Annotated in this window: 10 protein-coding genes and 2 rRNA genes (1 of these 12 only partly in view); 5 read left to right on the top strand and 7 right to left on the bottom strand. The window is 59.6% G+C overall.

What is annotated here, in order from left to right; translation table 11 throughout:
• The first annotated feature begins 98 nt into the window (after nt 1-98).
• The 3 genes from CPI83_RS26300 (at nt 99) to CPI83_RS26290 (ending at nt 5,340) form a co-directional block, all read left to right on the top strand.
• Nucleotides 99-3,233 (top strand): 23S ribosomal RNA (locus CPI83_RS26300).
• Between the two features lie 159 nt (nt 3,234-3,392).
• A 5S ribosomal RNA gene (rrf, locus tag CPI83_RS26295) occupies nt 3,393-3,509 on the top strand.
• Between the two features lie 406 nt (nt 3,510-3,915).
• Nucleotides 3,916-5,340 carry an aldehyde dehydrogenase family protein gene (locus CPI83_RS26290; protein WP_097388255.1) on the top strand — a complete coding sequence of 475 codons (1,425 nt, stop codon included), beginning with the start codon at nt 3,916-3,918 and terminating at the stop codon, nt 5,338-5,340.
• Nucleotides 5,341-5,403: 63 nt separating this feature from the next.
• Here the strand turns inward: CPI83_RS26290 and CPI83_RS26285 are convergent, their stop codons facing one another.
• From CPI83_RS26285 to CPI83_RS26255, 7 genes are read right to left on the bottom strand one after another with little or no spacing between them, the layout of a single operon-like run.
• Nucleotides 5,404-6,165, bottom strand: coding sequence for an aldolase/citrate lyase family protein (locus CPI83_RS26285; RefSeq protein WP_019746656.1), 762 nt, complete (start codon nt 6,163-6,165; stop codon nt 5,404-5,406).
• 34 nt (nt 6,166-6,199) lie between these two features.
• The gene (locus CPI83_RS26280; protein ID WP_030538044.1) at nt 6,200-7,159 is read right to left on the bottom strand and encodes an aldo/keto reductase; all 960 of its coding nucleotides are present in this window, start codon (nt 7,157-7,159) and stop codon (nt 6,200-6,202) included.
• Nucleotides 7,159-8,025, bottom strand: a complete 867-nt coding sequence (locus tag CPI83_RS26275; protein ID WP_051253226.1) for an ATP-binding cassette domain-containing protein — start codon at nt 8,023-8,025, stop codon at nt 7,159-7,161. The genes CPI83_RS26280 and CPI83_RS26275 overlap by 1 nt, the downstream gene beginning before the upstream one ends.
• Nucleotides 8,022-8,855 carry an ABC transporter ATP-binding protein gene (locus tag CPI83_RS26270; RefSeq protein ID WP_003941421.1) on the bottom strand — a complete coding sequence of 278 codons (834 nt, stop codon included), beginning with the start codon at nt 8,853-8,855 and terminating at the stop codon, nt 8,022-8,024. Before CPI83_RS26270 ends, CPI83_RS26275 begins: the two co-directional genes overlap by 4 nt.
• Before the next feature lie 3 nt (nt 8,856-8,858).
• Nucleotides 8,859-9,806: an ABC transporter permease gene (locus CPI83_RS26265; protein WP_097387956.1), complete on the bottom strand. Its 948-nt coding sequence runs from the start codon at nt 9,804-9,806 to the stop codon at nt 8,859-8,861.
• On the bottom strand, nt 9,806-10,810 hold the full coding sequence (locus CPI83_RS26260) for an ABC transporter permease (RefSeq protein WP_007732496.1): 1,005 nt from the start codon (nt 10,808-10,810) through the stop codon (nt 9,806-9,808). Before CPI83_RS26260 ends, CPI83_RS26265 begins: the two co-directional genes overlap by 1 nt.
• 4 nt (nt 10,811-10,814) lie before the next feature.
• Nucleotides 10,815-12,392 carry an ABC transporter substrate-binding protein gene (locus CPI83_RS26255; protein WP_007732494.1) on the bottom strand — a complete coding sequence of 526 codons (1,578 nt, stop codon included), beginning with the start codon at nt 12,390-12,392 and terminating at the stop codon, nt 10,815-10,817.
• Nucleotides 12,393-12,604: 212 nt separating this feature from the next.
• Here CPI83_RS26255 and pdxA point away from each other — a divergent pair, with 212 nt between their 5' ends.
• Nucleotides 12,605-14,845 (top strand): 4-hydroxythreonine-4-phosphate dehydrogenase PdxA, encoded by a 2,241-nt coding sequence (pdxA, locus tag CPI83_RS26245; protein WP_097387954.1) that lies wholly within the window; start codon nt 12,605-12,607, stop codon nt 14,843-14,845.
• Nucleotides 14,846-14,873: 28 nt separating this feature from the next.
• Nucleotides 14,874-15,000, top strand: partial view of a DeoR/GlpR family DNA-binding transcription regulator gene (locus CPI83_RS26240; RefSeq protein WP_029254353.1) — the 5' portion only. It continues 641 nt past the right edge of the window; 127 of the gene's 768 nt are visible here — the first part of the coding sequence; it begins with the start codon at nt 14,874-14,876; its stop codon lies beyond the right edge, outside the window.

The raw sequence follows: 15,000 nt of genomic DNA, 5'->3' as shown, positions 1-15,000 counted from the left end.
GCAGGTCATACCGGTCCACTTTGGTGGGTGTTGGTGTCTGCGTGAGGTGGTTGTTTGTGTGTTGTTTGAGAACTGCACAGTGGACGCGAGCATCTTTGTTGTAAGTAATGAAGAGCGTACGGTGGATGCCTTGGCACCAGGAGCCGATGAAGGACGTAGGAGGCTGCGATAAGCCTCGGGGAGCTGTCAACCGAGCTGTGATCCGAGGATGTCCGAATGGGGAAACCCAGCACGAGTGATGTCGTGTTACCCGCGCCTGAATATATAGGGCGTGTGGAGGGAACGTGGGGAAGTGAAACATCTCAGTACCCACAGGAAGAGAAAACAACCGTGATTCCGTGAGTAGTGGCGAGCGAAAGCGGAAGAGGCTAAACCATGGGTGTGTGATAGCCGGCAGGTGTTGCATTCGTGGGGTTGTGGGGTTCATTTTGTCTGTTCTGCCGAGCAGGCCAACAGTAAGAAATCACAGGGTTAGTGGAAGTGGTCTGGAACGGCCTGTCGTAGAGGGTGAGAATCCCGTACACGAAAACTTTGTGACTGTTGTAATGGAAACCCAAGTAGCACCGGGCCCGTGAAATCTGGTGTGAATCTGTCGGGACCACCCGATAAGCCTGAATACTCCCTGGTGACCGATAGCGGACTAGTACCGTGAGGGAAAGGTGAAAAGTACCCCGGGAGGGGAGTGAAATAGTACCTGAAACCGTGCGCTTACAATCCGTCAGAGCCTTCGAACAGTTTACTGTTGGGGGTGATGGCGTGCCTTTTGAAGAATGAGCCTGCGAGTTAGTGGCATGTCGCGAGGTTAACCCGTGTGGGGTAGCCGTAGCGAAAGCGAGTCCGAATAGGGCGATCGTAGTGGCATGCTCTAGACCCGAAGCGGAGTGATCTACCCATGGCCAGGTTGAAGCGACGGTAAGACGTCGTGGAGGACCGAACCCACTTAGGTTGAAAACTGAGGGGATGAGTTGTGGGTAGGGGTGAAAGGCCAATCAAACTCCGTGATAGCTGGTTCTCCCCGAAATGCATTTAGGTGCAGCGTCGCGTGTTTCTCACCGGAGGTAGAGCTACTGGATGGTCTAGGGGGCCCACAAGCTTACCGAAATCAGCCAAACTCCGAATGCCGGTGAGTGAGAGCGCGGCAGTGAGACTGCGGGCGATAAGGTTCGTAGTCGAGAGGGAAACAGCCCAGATCGCCAGCTAAGGTCCCTAAGCGTGTACTAAGTGGAAAAGGATGTGGGGTCGCGAAGACAACCAGGAGGTTGGCTTAGAAGCAGCCACCCTTGAAAGAGTGCGTAATAGCTCACTGGTCAAGTGATCCTGCGCCGACAATGTAGCGGGGCTCAAGTACACCACCGAAGCTGCGGCATTCACGCAATAGCCCCCCTTCACTCTGCGGAGTGTTGGGCAGGTGTGTGGATGGGTAGGGGAGCGTCGTGTGGCCATGGAAGCGGCAGGGTGACCTAGCCGTGGAGGCCACACGAGTGAGAATGCAGGCATGAGTAGCGAAAGACGAGTGAGAAACTCGTCCGCCGAATGACCAAGGGTTCCTGGGCCAGGTTAATCCGCCCAGGGTGAGTCGGGACCTAAGACGAGGCCGACAGGCGTAGCCGATGGACAACGGGTTGATATTCCCGTACCCGTGTGAACGCGCCCATGGTGAATCAGTGATACTAACCATCCTGAAGCCACGAGAAGACCTTCGGGTCTCGAGTTGGTGGATGCATGGGACCTGATCTGGTAGTAGCCAAGCGATGGGGTGACGCAGGAAGGTAGCTGAGCCAGTCAGTGGTAATACTGGTGTAAGCGTGTAGGGCGTGACCTAGGCAAATCCGGGTCACACATAGCCTGAGACGTGATGCGTAGCCGATTGAGGCGAATTCAGTGATCCTATGCTGCCGAGAAAAGCCTCTAGCGAGCTTTCACACGGCCCGTACCCCAAACCGACACAGGTGGTCAGGTAGAGAATACTAAGGCGATCGAGATAACTATGGTTAAGGAACTCGGCAAAATGCCCCCGTAACTTCGGGAGAAGGGGGGCCCTGTTTGGTGACGACATTTACTGTCTGAGCTGGGTGGGGCCGCAGAGACCAGTGAGAAGCGACTGTTTACTAAAAACACAGGTCCGTGCGAAGTCGTAAGACGATGTATACGGACTGACGCCTGCCCGGTGCTGGAAGGTTAAGAGGACCGGTTAGTTCCTTCGGGAGCGAAGCTGAGAATTTAAGCCCCAGTAAACGGCGGTGGTAACTATAACCATCCTAAGGTAGCGAAATTCCTTGTCGGGTAAGTTCCGACCTGCACGAATGGCGTAACGACTTCTCAGCTGTCTCAACCGTAGACTCGGCGAAATTGCATTACGAGTAAAGATGCTCGTTACGCGCGGCAGGACGAAAAGACCCCGGGACCTTCACTACAGCTTGGTATTGGTGTTCGGTTCGGTTTGTGTAGGATAGGTGGGAGACTGTGAAACGGTGACGCCAGTTATCGTGGAGTCGTTGTTGAAATACCACTCTGATCGAATTGGACCTCTAACCTCGGACCATGATCTGGTTCAGGGACAGTGCCTGGTGGGTAGTTTAACTGGGGCGGTTGCCTCCCAAAATGTAACGGAGGCGCCCAAAGGTTCCCTCAGCCTGGTTGGCAATCAGGTGTCGAGTGCAAGTGCACAAGGGAGCTTGACTGTGAGACTGACAGGTCGAGCAGGGACGAAAGTCGGGACTAGTGATCCGGCACCGGCAAGTGGAAGCGGTGTCGCTCAACGGATAAAAGGTACCCCGGGGATAACAGGCTGATCTTCCCCAAGAGTCCATATCGACGGGATGGTTTGGCACCTCGATGTCGGCTCGTCGCATCCTGGGGCTGGAGTAGGTCCCAAGGGTTGGGCTGTTCGCCCATTAAAGCGGCACGCGAGCTGGGTTTAGAACGTCGTGAGACAGTTCGGTCTCTATCCGCCGCGCGCGTTAGAAACTTGAGGAAGGCTGTCCCTAGTACGAGAGGACCGGGACGGACGAACCTCTGGTGTGCCAGTTGTTCCGCCAGGAGCACCGCTGGTTAGCTACGTTCGGAAGGGATAACCGCTGAAAGCATCTAAGCGGGAAGCCTGTTCCAAGATGAGGTTTCTCACCCCCTCGAGGGGGTAAGGCCCCCGGCAGACCACCGGGTTGATAGGCCAGAACTGGAAGTGCAGTAATGCATGCAGGTGACTGGTACTAATAGGCCGAGGACTTACCACAAAGAAGCTACGCGTCCACTGTGCGGTATCTGAAACAACACACAGATACTGATGAGAAACTCTGTTTTCTCCGTCATCCATCCACCCGGTAACGGGTTCGGGTTGGTGCACGGTGAAACCAGGTGATCAGAAGTTGGTTACTGTGACAGTTTCATAGAGTTACGGCGGTCATAGCGAAGGGGAAACGCCCGGTCCCATTCCGAACCCGGAAGCTAAGCCCTTCAGCGCCGATGGTACTGCACTCGACAGGGTGTGGGAGAGTAGGACACCGCCGAACACAAATTACGAGAAGCCCCCCAACCAGTGATGGTTGGGGGGCTTTCTCGTACCCAAAACACCCCGAAACATCCCGTCGCCTGCACCCCCGACTTCGAGCGAACGGTACGTTCGTCGCCTCAGATCGACGGAACGTACCGTTCACACCATCACGAGCAGAAGCGCACGGCCGGCTCACCACCCCGTCCGGGATCGAGTGAACGACACTCTCACCCTCTTCAGCGAGGGGAACGGTACGTTCACGCGATCCGCGAAAAGCCTGCGCTCACCACAGGTCTCGTCAGTCGACGGTCAATCGCGACACCAACCCGCCACGGAACCCGTCGAGCGTGGCTAGGCTCGGAAGAGGTGCCCCGTGTGATCGGGCCCACCTCACCTGTGCACGCGTGATGACTACGGAGGCTTCGATGACCGATATTCTCGACCGCACCAAAATCTATGTTGATGGCGCCTGGATCGAATCCACTGGCAGCGGTCGGATCGACGTTCTCAATCCGGCTACCGAAGAGCTGATAGGAACTGTCGCCGAAGGCACTGTCGAAGATGTCAACGCGGCCGCGAAGGCAGCACGAAAGGCGTTCCCTGCCTGGTCTGCACTATCCGGCGGTGAGCGCGCCGAATATCTTTCCAAGGCCGCGGCGATAATTGCCGAACGCACCGATGATCTTGCGGCGCTTGTTTCGCAGGATATGGGAATGCCGATCGGATTCGCGAAGCCCGTACAAATCGGAATGCCGCTCGCGAATTTGAATGCATTTGCCGAATTGGCTCGCACTTATGATTTCGACGCTCACGAGGTCGGGAATTCGCTGATTGTTCGCGAACCTGCGGGTGTTGTCGGCGCCATCACTCCCTGGAACTTCCCGCTCCACCAAGTTGTCTTGAAGGTCGGCGGTGCGCTCGCCGCGGGCTGCACCGTGGTTCTCAAGCCGACCGAGGTTGCGCCACTCATCACGTACGCTCTCGCTGACATCTTCGACGAAATTGGTTTGCCTGCAGGTGTATTCAATCTGGTGAGTGGCTACGGCCCGGTAGTGGGTGAAGCCATCGCCGGCCACCCTGAGGTCGACATGGTCTCCTTCACCGGGTCGACTCGGGCAGGCAAGCGAGTGGCCATCGTTGCCGCGGACACCATCAAGAAGGTCTCGCTCGAGCTGGGCGGCAAGTCGGCGAACGTCATTCTCGACGACGCCGATCTCGAAAAGGCTGTCACGGATGGCGTCGCAAAGTGCTTCATCAATTCGGGCCAGACCTGTTCGGCGCTGACGCGTATGTTGGTTCCCGCGGAGAAGGTGGATGAGGCAGCGGCAATTGCTGCTGCGGTCGCCGCTCATTTCCCGGTAGGTGACCCGACTCAGCCGACTTCGGTGCTTGGTCCTCTGGTGAACGCGAATCAGCTGGGACGCGTTCGCGGATACATCGAGAAGGGTGTGTCGGAAGGTGCCACCGCGGTTGTCGACGGTCGCGAAACTGGTCTGGCCAGTGGATATTTCGTCGGTCCGACGGTGTTCGCGAACGTGACCGAAGACATGACCATTGCGCGCGAGGAGATCTTCGGACCGGTCCTCTCGATCATGGGCTACAAAGACGAGGCCGACGCAGTGCGTATCGCCAACGGCACCGAGTACGGACTGGCCGGTGGCGTTTGGTCAGGTGACCCCGATCGCGCGGATCGCGTCGCACGGCAACTGCGTGCCGGGCAGGTCGAGGTGAACGGCGGAGCATTCAACACGAATGCTCCGTTCGGTGGGTACAAGCAGTCGGGCGTCGGGCGCGAGGCCGGCACGTTCGGGCTCGAAGAGTTCCTCGAGATCAAGGCGATTCAGAGATAGTTTGTTCGAGAATGGCGATGCTCCCGTACCAAGTGCGGGAGCATCGCCATTTTTGTACCCGGATCAGGACTTGGCGGCATCCAAATGCTGAGCCGAGATGTTCGCCAGATGTGTCAGGTCCGAGGCCACGGTCGCGAACGTGTAGCCCTCCCCGAGCCGTTGTGCCGCAACCTGACCGGAAGGTGTGTGGATTCCCGCAGCGACTCCGCTGACGGCGGCAGCTTCGCGCACCCGGGTGAGCGCTGCTTCGAATTCCTCGGCAACGTCCGGATCGTTGGAGTGCTTACCGCCGACGGCGATTCGTAGGTCGGACGGCCCGACGTACACGCCGTCCAAACCGGGCACTGCGCAGATCTCTTCGACGTTCGCCAGACCCTGTGGGGTCTCGATCATCGCAAATACAACGGTGTCGCGGTTCGCGTCGGCGGGAACGGGTCCGATACGGAGTTGCGAGCGCATGGGTCCGTAGGAGCGGATGCCGAAAGGCGGATACTTGGCGGCTGCCACGGCGGCCGCTGCCTCTTCGGCGTTGTTGATCAGCGGAACGATGACGCCCACAGCGCCCGCGTCGAGTGCACGGCCGATGGGCGTCGGATTGTTTGCCTCGACGCGCACCATCCCGACAGTGGACGGTGACGAGTCGATGGCGGTGAGCCCGGCGACCATCCCCGAATAGCCGATCAGGCCGTGCTGCATGTCGAGGGCAATGTAGTCCCAGCCGACGTGCGCAATCCATTCGGTCGAGACCGGACTGTCGATGACGGACCAGTATCCGAGAATGCGTTCGCGTCCTCGGATACGTGCGGCGAATTCCTGTGCTGACATAGTGAAGAACTCTTCCTGATGAAGGTCGGGTGTTTCAGCGGTTGTAGTTGGGCATGGGGCCTCGTAGGGCGGCACCGACTAGGTCACACTCTTCGACGGTCGAGGCGTCGAGTGGACCTCGCCCGATGGCCGCGATATTGGATTCGAGGTGCGTAACTTTGGATCCTCCGAGGAGCAGCGATCCGGCGACGGGCTTGCTGACCAGCCAGCGCAACGCAAGCTCGGTCAGGGAGATGCCCGACTGTTCCGCGATCGCCGTCAGTTGTGCAATGGCGTCGAAGATCTGTGTGTTCCAGTATCGCTCCTTGTACATCGACGCAAGACGGGAGTCGCCGAATCGGCCGTCGACGGGGTTTTCCTCGAAGGTGTGGCGCCCGGTGAGCAGGCCCCCACCGAGTGGGTTGTAGACCATGGTGGTCAGTCCGGTCACGTCCGCGAATTCTGCGTATTCTTCTTCGATGCGACGCGCGAGCAAGTTGTAGAGCTGTTGTGCGACGATCGGTCGCGGAGCACCGACTGTGTCTGCGGTGTAGTTGATTTCACTGATTTGCCACGCGGCAAAGTTGGATACGCCGATTGTGCGGATCTTGCCCTCGGCAACCAGTTCCGCGACGGTGGTAAGAGTTTCGGTCAGCGTGACGGTTCGGTCCGGCTGATGGAGATAGAACAGGTCGACGTAGTCCGAGTCGAGTCTGCGCAGACTTCCTTCGATGCTTGCTCGGAGTCCCTTTGCCGAGAGTGGGCTGTTGTCACCGGCATCGGGGTGTGGCATTCCTGCTTTGGTGGCCAGAGTGACGGAATCGCGTCGGCCATGGAGGAGCTTTGCCAGCATGCGCTCGGACTCACCGCCCGCATAGCCGTTGGCCGTGTCGATGTGAGAGATACCGGCGCCTAGTGCTGCGTCGAGCATCGATCCCGCACCCGATATGTCGACCGTATCTCCGAAGGTCATAGTGCCGAGCACCAGTTTCGGAAGCTCGAGTGGGGCGGTCATCAGGCAACTCCTCGTGATTCGGTCTGCTTGGCTAGTAAGTTCTTGGACAGGGCTGCCACCACGTGGCGTGGTTTGATGCCGACCATGGTGGTGGGATCGAGAGCAGCGCCTCGTAGTGCGCGGGTGTACGGCTCGCGCGGACTGGCGAGAACTGTTTCTGTGGAACCGGATTCGACGATGGCTCCTTTCGACATCACGACTACGGTCTCGCTGATTTCTCGGACGACGCCCAAGTTGTGTGAGATGAAAACGTACGTCAGACCGGTATCGGTCTGAATTTCACGTAGGAGCGCGAGTACCTGCGCTTGCACCGAAACGTCGAGAGCGCTGGTCGCTTCGTCGCAGACCAGGATCTCGGGTCCGCTGGCAAGTGCACGGGCAATTCCGATGCGCTGACGTTGGCCACCGGAGAACTCTGCCGGACGCCGGTGTAGTGCCGAATTGGGCAGGCCAACGCGATCGACGAGTTCTGCTGCTGCCTTGGCGCGTTCAGACTTGCTCCGAACACCTTTGAGGCGCAGTGGTTCTCCGATGATGTCCTCGGCAGTCAGATGGGGGTCCAGCGATCCGTACGGATCTTGGAACACCATTTGAACGCGAGAGCGGAAGGGGCGCAGTGACTTCTCCGACATCTGCGCGATGTCATTGCCGTCGACGAGAATGCGTCCACTGGTCGGTGTGAGGAGTCGGACGATAGATCGAGCGATTGTCGACTTGCCACATCCGGATTCGCCGACGATGGCCAGGGTCTTGCCCTTTTCCACCGAGAAGCTCACAGCATCCACGGCTCGGAAAACTCCGTCGGGAACCGGATACTCGACAACGAGATCTTCGACGGCGAGAAGTGGCGTTTCGTGGGGGTTCATGCCGAGGCTCCGATCTGTGTTGAACGGGCGGGGTCGCCATCCCAAGGCCCCAGGTGCGGTATGGCGTCGAGAAGCTTTTGTGTGTAGGCGCTTTGCGGTGAGTCGACGAGAACGTCGGCGCTACCGGTCTCGACAAAACGTCCGTCCTTCATCACGTAGATGCGATCGGATACGAGTCGGGCGACTCCGAGGTCGTGGGTGATGACCAGCATTCCGATCCCGGTGCGCTCCTGCAATTCGAGCAATAGATCCAGAATCCCGGCCTGAACGGTGACGTCCAATGCGCTGGTGGGTTCGTCGGCCACGATCAGTTCGGGGCCGGCAGCAAGAGCTCCGGCGATCAGGACGCGCTGCAACATTCCACCCGACAGTTGATGCGGGTACTTGTCGAGTTGCTGATCCGGATACGGAATGCGTACCTGCTCGAGCAGTTGCACTGCCCGCTCGATTTGCTGCTTCTTCGCGGTCACACCGCTGTGGCGCACTGCTTCTCGAAGTTGGCTGCCGATGGTGTGGACGGGACTCAGAGCCGTCATCGGGTCCTGGGGGATGAGGGCGATGTGTTTTCCACGAATATCGTTCAAGATCTTCGTGTTTCCGAGAATGTCTTGGCCTTTGAACACGGCTTTCCCGGAAAGAACGGCAAGATCGTCCGGAAGCAGTCCGAGGATTCCCATGGCCGTGGTCGACTTTCCGGAGCCGGATTCACCGATGATGGTGACGGTTTCACCGGCGTCGATGCAGAAGGACACCCCGTCGACGGCTCGGATGACGCCATTCGCCGTGACAAGTTCGATCTGGAGGTCGTCGACCCGTAGTAGATTGCCCATGTCTCACGCCTTTGCTTTCTGGGCGTTGCCACGCCCGAACAGGCTTGCGCCCAGTCGTTTCGAACCTGCAGGACGATCGCGCAGACCATCGCCGAGTAGGTTCACTCCGACGACCAGCAGCACGATCATCAGACCGGTCAACGTGACGATCCACCATGACGTGGTGATGTAGTCCTGGCCGTCGGCGATGATTCGTCCCCACGTTGCGAACGGACGTTGCGGTCCGGCGCCGAGGTAACTCAACGAACTTTCCAGCAGTACGGCCTGCGCGAGCAGCAGCAGGACGACGAGCGAGGCCTGCTTGACGATGTTCGGAATGACGTGACGAAGCAGAATTGCCATGCGAGTAAGTCCGAGGACTCGAGCTGCAGCTACGTAAGGCTTTTCGCGTTCGACGAGTACCAATGAGCGAGTCAACCGTGCGACTTCGGGCCACTGCGCGATCGCGATGACAAACGTGATGACGGGAATGGACGGACCGAACAGCGCAACGACGAGAAGCAGCATCATCAGCAGAGGCAGAGAAAGCTGTGCTTCGAGTAGGCGGGAGATGACGGTGTCGACCCAACCACCGAAGTACCCCGCGGCGGATCCGGCGACTATGCCGATGACCCCGGAGACGATCACGGCGAGAATACCGATCGTCAGAGACACCTGGCCGCCGTGCAGGATCCGTGAGAGGAGATCTCGTCCCAGCTGATCGGTGCCGAACAGATGGCCGTCGGTGAGGGGCGGTAGCCGTCGACTGCTCAGGTTGGTCTGGTTCGGATCTGCGAGGGGGAGTAGTCCCGCCAATGCAACAGGAAGAATCACCAGGAGCGCGCAGAGCGAGCCGGCCCAGATCTTGACTCGGCTGTCTCGCTTACGGCGCGTGGCTCCGGCGCGTGCGAAGTCTGCCTCGGTGACCACGCTGGCGCGTGGAGTTGTTGGAGGTTCCAAGACGGTAGTCATCAGTTGGCGCCCTTTCCGAGTCGCACGCGTGGATCCAGGAGGGGGTAGAGGAGGTCCACTGCCAGTTGCACGAGCACTGCGAGAACCGCAGTGACAAGCACGGTGGCCTGGATGAGCGGGTAGTCGCGAGTCTCGAGTGCGCGGACCACCAGCGAGCCGACACCAGGCCAGGCGAACACGACTTCGACCACCACGACGCCGTTCAGCATTCCGGCAAATCTGGTGCCCAGCGCGGTGACGATCGGAATCGCAGAATTACGCATCGCATATCGCCAGGTGAGTTCGCGTTCGGATACTCCGCGAGAACGTGCGACCGTGATGTACGGAGAAGCGAAGGCCGAGACCATTTCGCGTCGAACCATCCGGGAGATCAACGCGATCTGAAGGATGGCGATGGTGACGGTAGGCAGGATCAACGACGGCCATGTGGTGAAACCGGCTGCCGGGAGTACTGGGATCAAGACCGCGAAGATCGTCACCAGCATCAGGCCGCTCCAGAACTCCGGCATGGACTGCCCGCCGACGGCTACGACGTTCGCACCGAGTTCGCGTCGGGTGTCCGCGTGACGGGCCATCCACACGCCCAGCGGAATCGAGAGCACGGCGGTCAACAGAATGGAGCTGACGGCAAGGGTGATGGTGTACGGGAGACGGCCGAGGACAACGTCCATGGCCGGCGCCTGGAACGAGTACGACGTGCCGAGATTCAGATGGACGAGGTCCCACAGGTAGATCAGGTATTGAGAGAACACCGACTTGTCCAAGCCCATGTCAGCACGGATTTGTGCTAGATCCTCCGTGCTGGCCAGCGGTCCGGCCAAGGCGTAGGCAGGATCGCCGGGAGCCATTCGGATCAGGACGAACACTGTTGTGAGCGTGAGGAAGATCGTCAAGGCACTCTGTGCCAAGCGTTTGAGCACGTATTTGACGGTCGGGTTGATCCTTGTGCGCCGACGCGGAGAGATTCCGAGAGCGGTTTGCGGTTTCGGAGCGGTGAGAGTCATCGCCTCAGGCCTCCAATCGGACGGCGCCGAGGTCGTAGGAGTTGATCGGGGTCAGTGAAACATTTTGTACACGAGTGCGTTTCGCAAGGAGTGCGTTGGGTACGAAGCTCCACAGGCAAGGCCAGGTGTTCCAGATGTCTTGTTGTGCGGCGTCGAGTAGAGCGGCGCGCTTGGTCGGGTCTGGTTCACTGGATGCGGCTTGGATCTTCGCGGTGATTTCGGGGAAGACGTACCCGTGATAGGTGTCGCGAGTTGCTTCCTTCTCCGCTGTGCCGGCGTACATCCCCTGCAACGTGGTCAGTGCAAGTCCGGTCTGGTTGCCGTAGCCGTTGCCCAGCACATCCCAGTCGCCGGTCTTGCCCTGGCGCCAGGACGAGATGTCACCGCCCGGTTCGAACTGCTGGAGTTTGACGCGTACTCCCACGGCCTTCATCATTTCGAGTACCGATTCCATCACCGAGACGTCGTTGGTGAACTCTCCGGTTTCCCAGATGAAGGTGAGTTCGAGGTCGTCGGCGCCTTCGGCCTCGAGCATCTGCCGCGCTTTCCGTGGATCATATTGGTAAGTACCGGTTTTCACGGCTCCGTCCAAGGTCGACGGTGCGGGGCCGGTGGCCGGGACTGCGGATCCGATCAGCACGTCCCGAGCGAGTGACTCACCGTCGATGGCATACGTGAGAGCTTCTCGGACACGCGGATTGGACAGTGGGTGATCGGCGGGCTTGCGGAAGTTGAAGAACAGTTGGTTGATGCGTGTGCTCGGCACTGTGTCCACCTGGACACCAGGCAGGTCGGCGAGTTGTTCGGCGGAATCGGGACTGATCGAGTCGATGACGTCGACCTCGCCGCTCCGAAGTGCGACGACGCGGCCGGCCTCTTCGGGAATGAAGCGGACCTGAACACGACGAACGCCAGGGGCCGGGCCCCAGTAGTTGTCATTGGCGACAAGTGTGTAATCGCCGGTGCCCCGGTTCGATTCGCTGACGACGAACGGTCCAGACCCGATTCCGCTCTGCAGTTCGTTGGGTTCGTTGGCAGCGGCCGGGGTGATCAAGATGTTGGACATGAGCGAGTCCAGAACCGGCACCGGGGAATTCGTCCGAAGGATGAAGGTGCGATCGTCGATGGGGACGACCGTCGGCCACTCGGGGAACTGCGGTGCGACAAACGATCCGCTGACCTGCTGGTACATCTGCATTGCCGTCGTGACGTCGTCGATCAGCACAGGTGTGCCGTCGGAGTAACGGATGCCCTCGCGGAGTCGAACCGTCCACTCGGTCGGGCCGGTCGATTCGAACCTGTCAGCGAGAACGAGTTGCGGTGTCAGATTGTCGCCGATCCGGGTGAGACCTTGTCTGACGCCTCGCTGAGCCGTGACTGCTGCGTCGAATTGATTGAGTTTGTTGTCGAGGCTGACGAGCGAACGGTTGAGCCCGAGCACCAGGGTGTCCTGTGTCGGCTTCCCGGTAGGGCCGGCGCACGCGGCAGTCGTGCCCAGAAGCGTTGCGCCACCGATCAGCCCGGTGAACTGCAGAAAGGATCGCCGGGAGAGCTGTGGTGTTCGCAAACGAGTATTGGTCATCGGTGACCTTTCGATCCTGACGGGGCAGCGTGGGGGCGACGCTCCGAGCGGACTGTTGGTGAACAATCGCGTCGGGCTCTCGCTTGTAACTCAGCTCACAATGGCACTGTTGCGCACTTCGCGCAAGTCCCGTAACTTCGATTGCGTACTTCGCGCATCGGTTGCGATGCTGCGCATACTCGATTCAGACCGAAAGGGGGTCGAGGAATTCGATGAAACCACTGGTAATCATCGCTGATGATCTTTCCGGAGCCGCGGAGTCGGCCGCAGGATTTCTGCTCCGCAGTTCGGGCATATCGCTTCGACTCGGCCCAGGTGCGCCCGGCGGATCAGGAGTGACGGTTTTCGATCTGCACTCACGGCGATCCGACCCCGCCAGAGCCTCTCGTGACGTGAGATCAGTTCTGCAATCGTCTGACGGCTCCGAGATCGTCAAGAAGATCGATTCCCTGCTCAGGGGCAACATAGCGGCGGAGGTTGGAGAACTCTCCCGCGACGGATCCCCGGTCATCGTCGCCGCCGGACTGCCCAGGCAAGGGCGCACGGTGCAAGACGGGGTGGTGTTGGTCGATGGGGTTGCGTTGCACGCCACCGACCTGTGGCGCGCGGAGTCGAAGCCGGCTCCTCGGTCGATTGCGGAGGCGCTCGGCTCGTCGGCAATTACTTCTGGCGTATCGCTGGACGACATTCGCTCCGGGCGGTTGAGCCAGGTTCTTGCGTCGATCTCAGAAGCCAGGTCGGTGGCGATCTGCGACGTCGAGACCGACAGTGATCTGGAACTGATTGTGGCTGCAGCACAGGAGGTTCGGGGTTCTCGATTGGTAGGAACCTCGGCGCTCGCGACGGCAGTGGCACGACGACGAACCGTGCAGTCACCCGTCGTGCGCCCATCTCTTCGTGATTCTCGATCTACTTTGGTGGTTGTGGGGACGGCGGATGCGTCTGCCGGGGATCAAGTGGCATTGCTTCGGGATTCAGGGGCGCACCATATCGAAGTGAACAGTGCTGAACTCCTGGCGCATTCGGTCGATCCGCTTCCGATTCTGAACGCACTGGATCGCGGAAACGTCGTGGTTTCGGTAAGTGGACCTGTCGTGCCTGCAGAATCCGTCCATCTCGTTTCGGCTCTCGCCGATCTGATCGCTGCCGTCGATGCAGGATTCTCCCACAGCGAGTACCCGATCGACTTGGTTCTTACCGGTGGCGAAACCGCGCGCAGCGTTCTCGACCGCCTGCGGATCGACACTCTGTCACCGATTTACGAAATTGAACACGGCGCCGTACTTTCCGTCGACCGCACCGGACGGTACATCGTCACGCGGCCAGGCAGTTTCGGGAATGCACACAGTCTTTTCTCTATAACGAAGTTTCTCGCGCGCCCCATCCCGGTCGACGCTCCGGACAGTCCACCTTCAGACAACGAGGTTAATCCCATGTCAATCGAATCCACTCCACTGCCGCTGATTGCTGTCACGATGGGCGACGGCGCCGGCGTCGGACCGGAAGTGATCGTCCCCGCACTCCTCGACGCCGAAACGAGAAAGCGTTGCCGCCCTCTTGTTGTCGGCGACGCGAAGCGTTTGCGATTGGCTGCCACGGTGCTCGGAATAGACGTCGACGTGGTCGCGATCGAGGAGATCAAGGATGCTGAATTCAACGATGGACGGATCAACGTCATCGACCTGGACTTGCTACCCGAGGATCTCGCCTGGGGTGAACTGTCGGCAGTCGCGGGGGATGCGGCCTATCAATATATCCGCGTCGCAAGCGAACTCGCCGTACGCGGTGAAGTCCAGTCGATCTGCACGGCGCCGCTGAACAAGGAAGCGCTGCATGCGGCAGGACACATCTATCCCGGACACACGGAATTGCTTGCGCACCTGACCGGTACCGAGGAGGTGTCGATGATGTTGTCGACCCCCAAGCTCAAAGTGATTCACGTGACCACTCACATCGGACTGCTCGATGCAGTTGCCAGGATCGAGCCCGGCCTGGTCGAGAGGACCATTCGTCGAGGTCACGAAGCTTTGGTGCGCACGGGCAATCCATCTCCGAAAATCGGCGTGTGCGGGATCAACCCGCATGCGGGGGAGAACGGGCTTTTCGGGTACGGAGAGGAAGAGCAGAAGATCATTCCCGCCGTCGAACTCTTGAAGGCAGAAGGAATCGACGTCCACGGCCCACTGCCGGCGGACACGGCATTCTTCCTCGCTGGACGTGGGGACTACGACTTGATCGTTGCGATGTACCACGATCAGGGGCACGGCCCGGTCAAGGTTCTCGGGATCGAGGCCGGCGTCAACATCACCGTCGGGTTACCTGTCATCCGTACCTCCGTCGATCACGGAACCGCTTTCGACATTGCAGGTAAGGGCATCGCCGAGGCCGGTAGTATGGTCGAAGCGCTGCGGCAGGCGGCCGAATTGGCAACCAGCACATTCGTTTCCAAGTAAGCACCAGGGTTTGTAGGGGGGAGGAGCGATGGCCATCCGGGAGTCGGAGGCGAGGCGGTCGGAGATTGCGAGGCTCGCTCGCACCAGCGGTCTGGCCAGTGTCGAGGATCTGTCTGTCCAATTCGGGGTGACTGCATCTACGATTCGTCGCGACC

The organism is Rhodococcus sp. H-CA8f, from assembly GCF_002501585.1.
GTDB classification, from domain to species: Bacteria; Actinomycetota; Actinomycetes; order Mycobacteriales; family Mycobacteriaceae; genus Rhodococcus_F; species Rhodococcus_F erythropolis.
Note: the sequence above shows the minus strand (reverse complement) of the source record. Positions and strands in the feature narration are given on the sequence as shown.

Coding starts and splice junctions, on each gene's coding strand:
- CPI83_RS26280 (WP_030538044.1), bottom strand. CDS start 7,159: ATGACCGCCCCACTCGAGCTTCCGAAACTGGTGCTCGGCACTATGACC.
- CPI83_RS26265 (WP_097387956.1), bottom strand. CDS start 9,806: ATGACTACCGTCTTGGAACCTCCAACAACTCCACGCGCCAGCGTGGTC.
- CPI83_RS26270 (WP_003941421.1), bottom strand. CDS start 8,855: ATGGGCAATCTACTACGGGTCGACGACCTCCAGATCGAACTTGTCACG.
- CPI83_RS26260 (WP_007732496.1), bottom strand. CDS start 10,810: ATGACTCTCACCGCTCCGAAACCGCAAACCGCTCTCGGAATCTCTCCG.
- CPI83_RS26255 (WP_007732494.1), bottom strand. CDS start 12,392: ATGACCAATACTCGTTTGCGAACACCACAGCTCTCCCGGCGATCCTTT.
- CPI83_RS26285 (WP_019746656.1), bottom strand. CDS start 6,165: ATGTCAGCACAGGAATTCGCCGCACGTATCCGAGGACGCGAACGCATT.
- CPI83_RS26275 (WP_051253226.1), bottom strand. CDS start 8,025: ATGAACCCCCACGAAACGCCACTTCTCGCCGTCGAAGATCTCGTTGTC.
- pdxA (WP_097387954.1), top strand. CDS start 12,605: ATGAAACCACTGGTAATCATCGCTGATGATCTTTCCGGAGCCGCGGAG.
- CPI83_RS26290 (WP_097388255.1), top strand. CDS start 3,916: ATGACCGATATTCTCGACCGCACCAAAATCTATGTTGATGGCGCCTGG.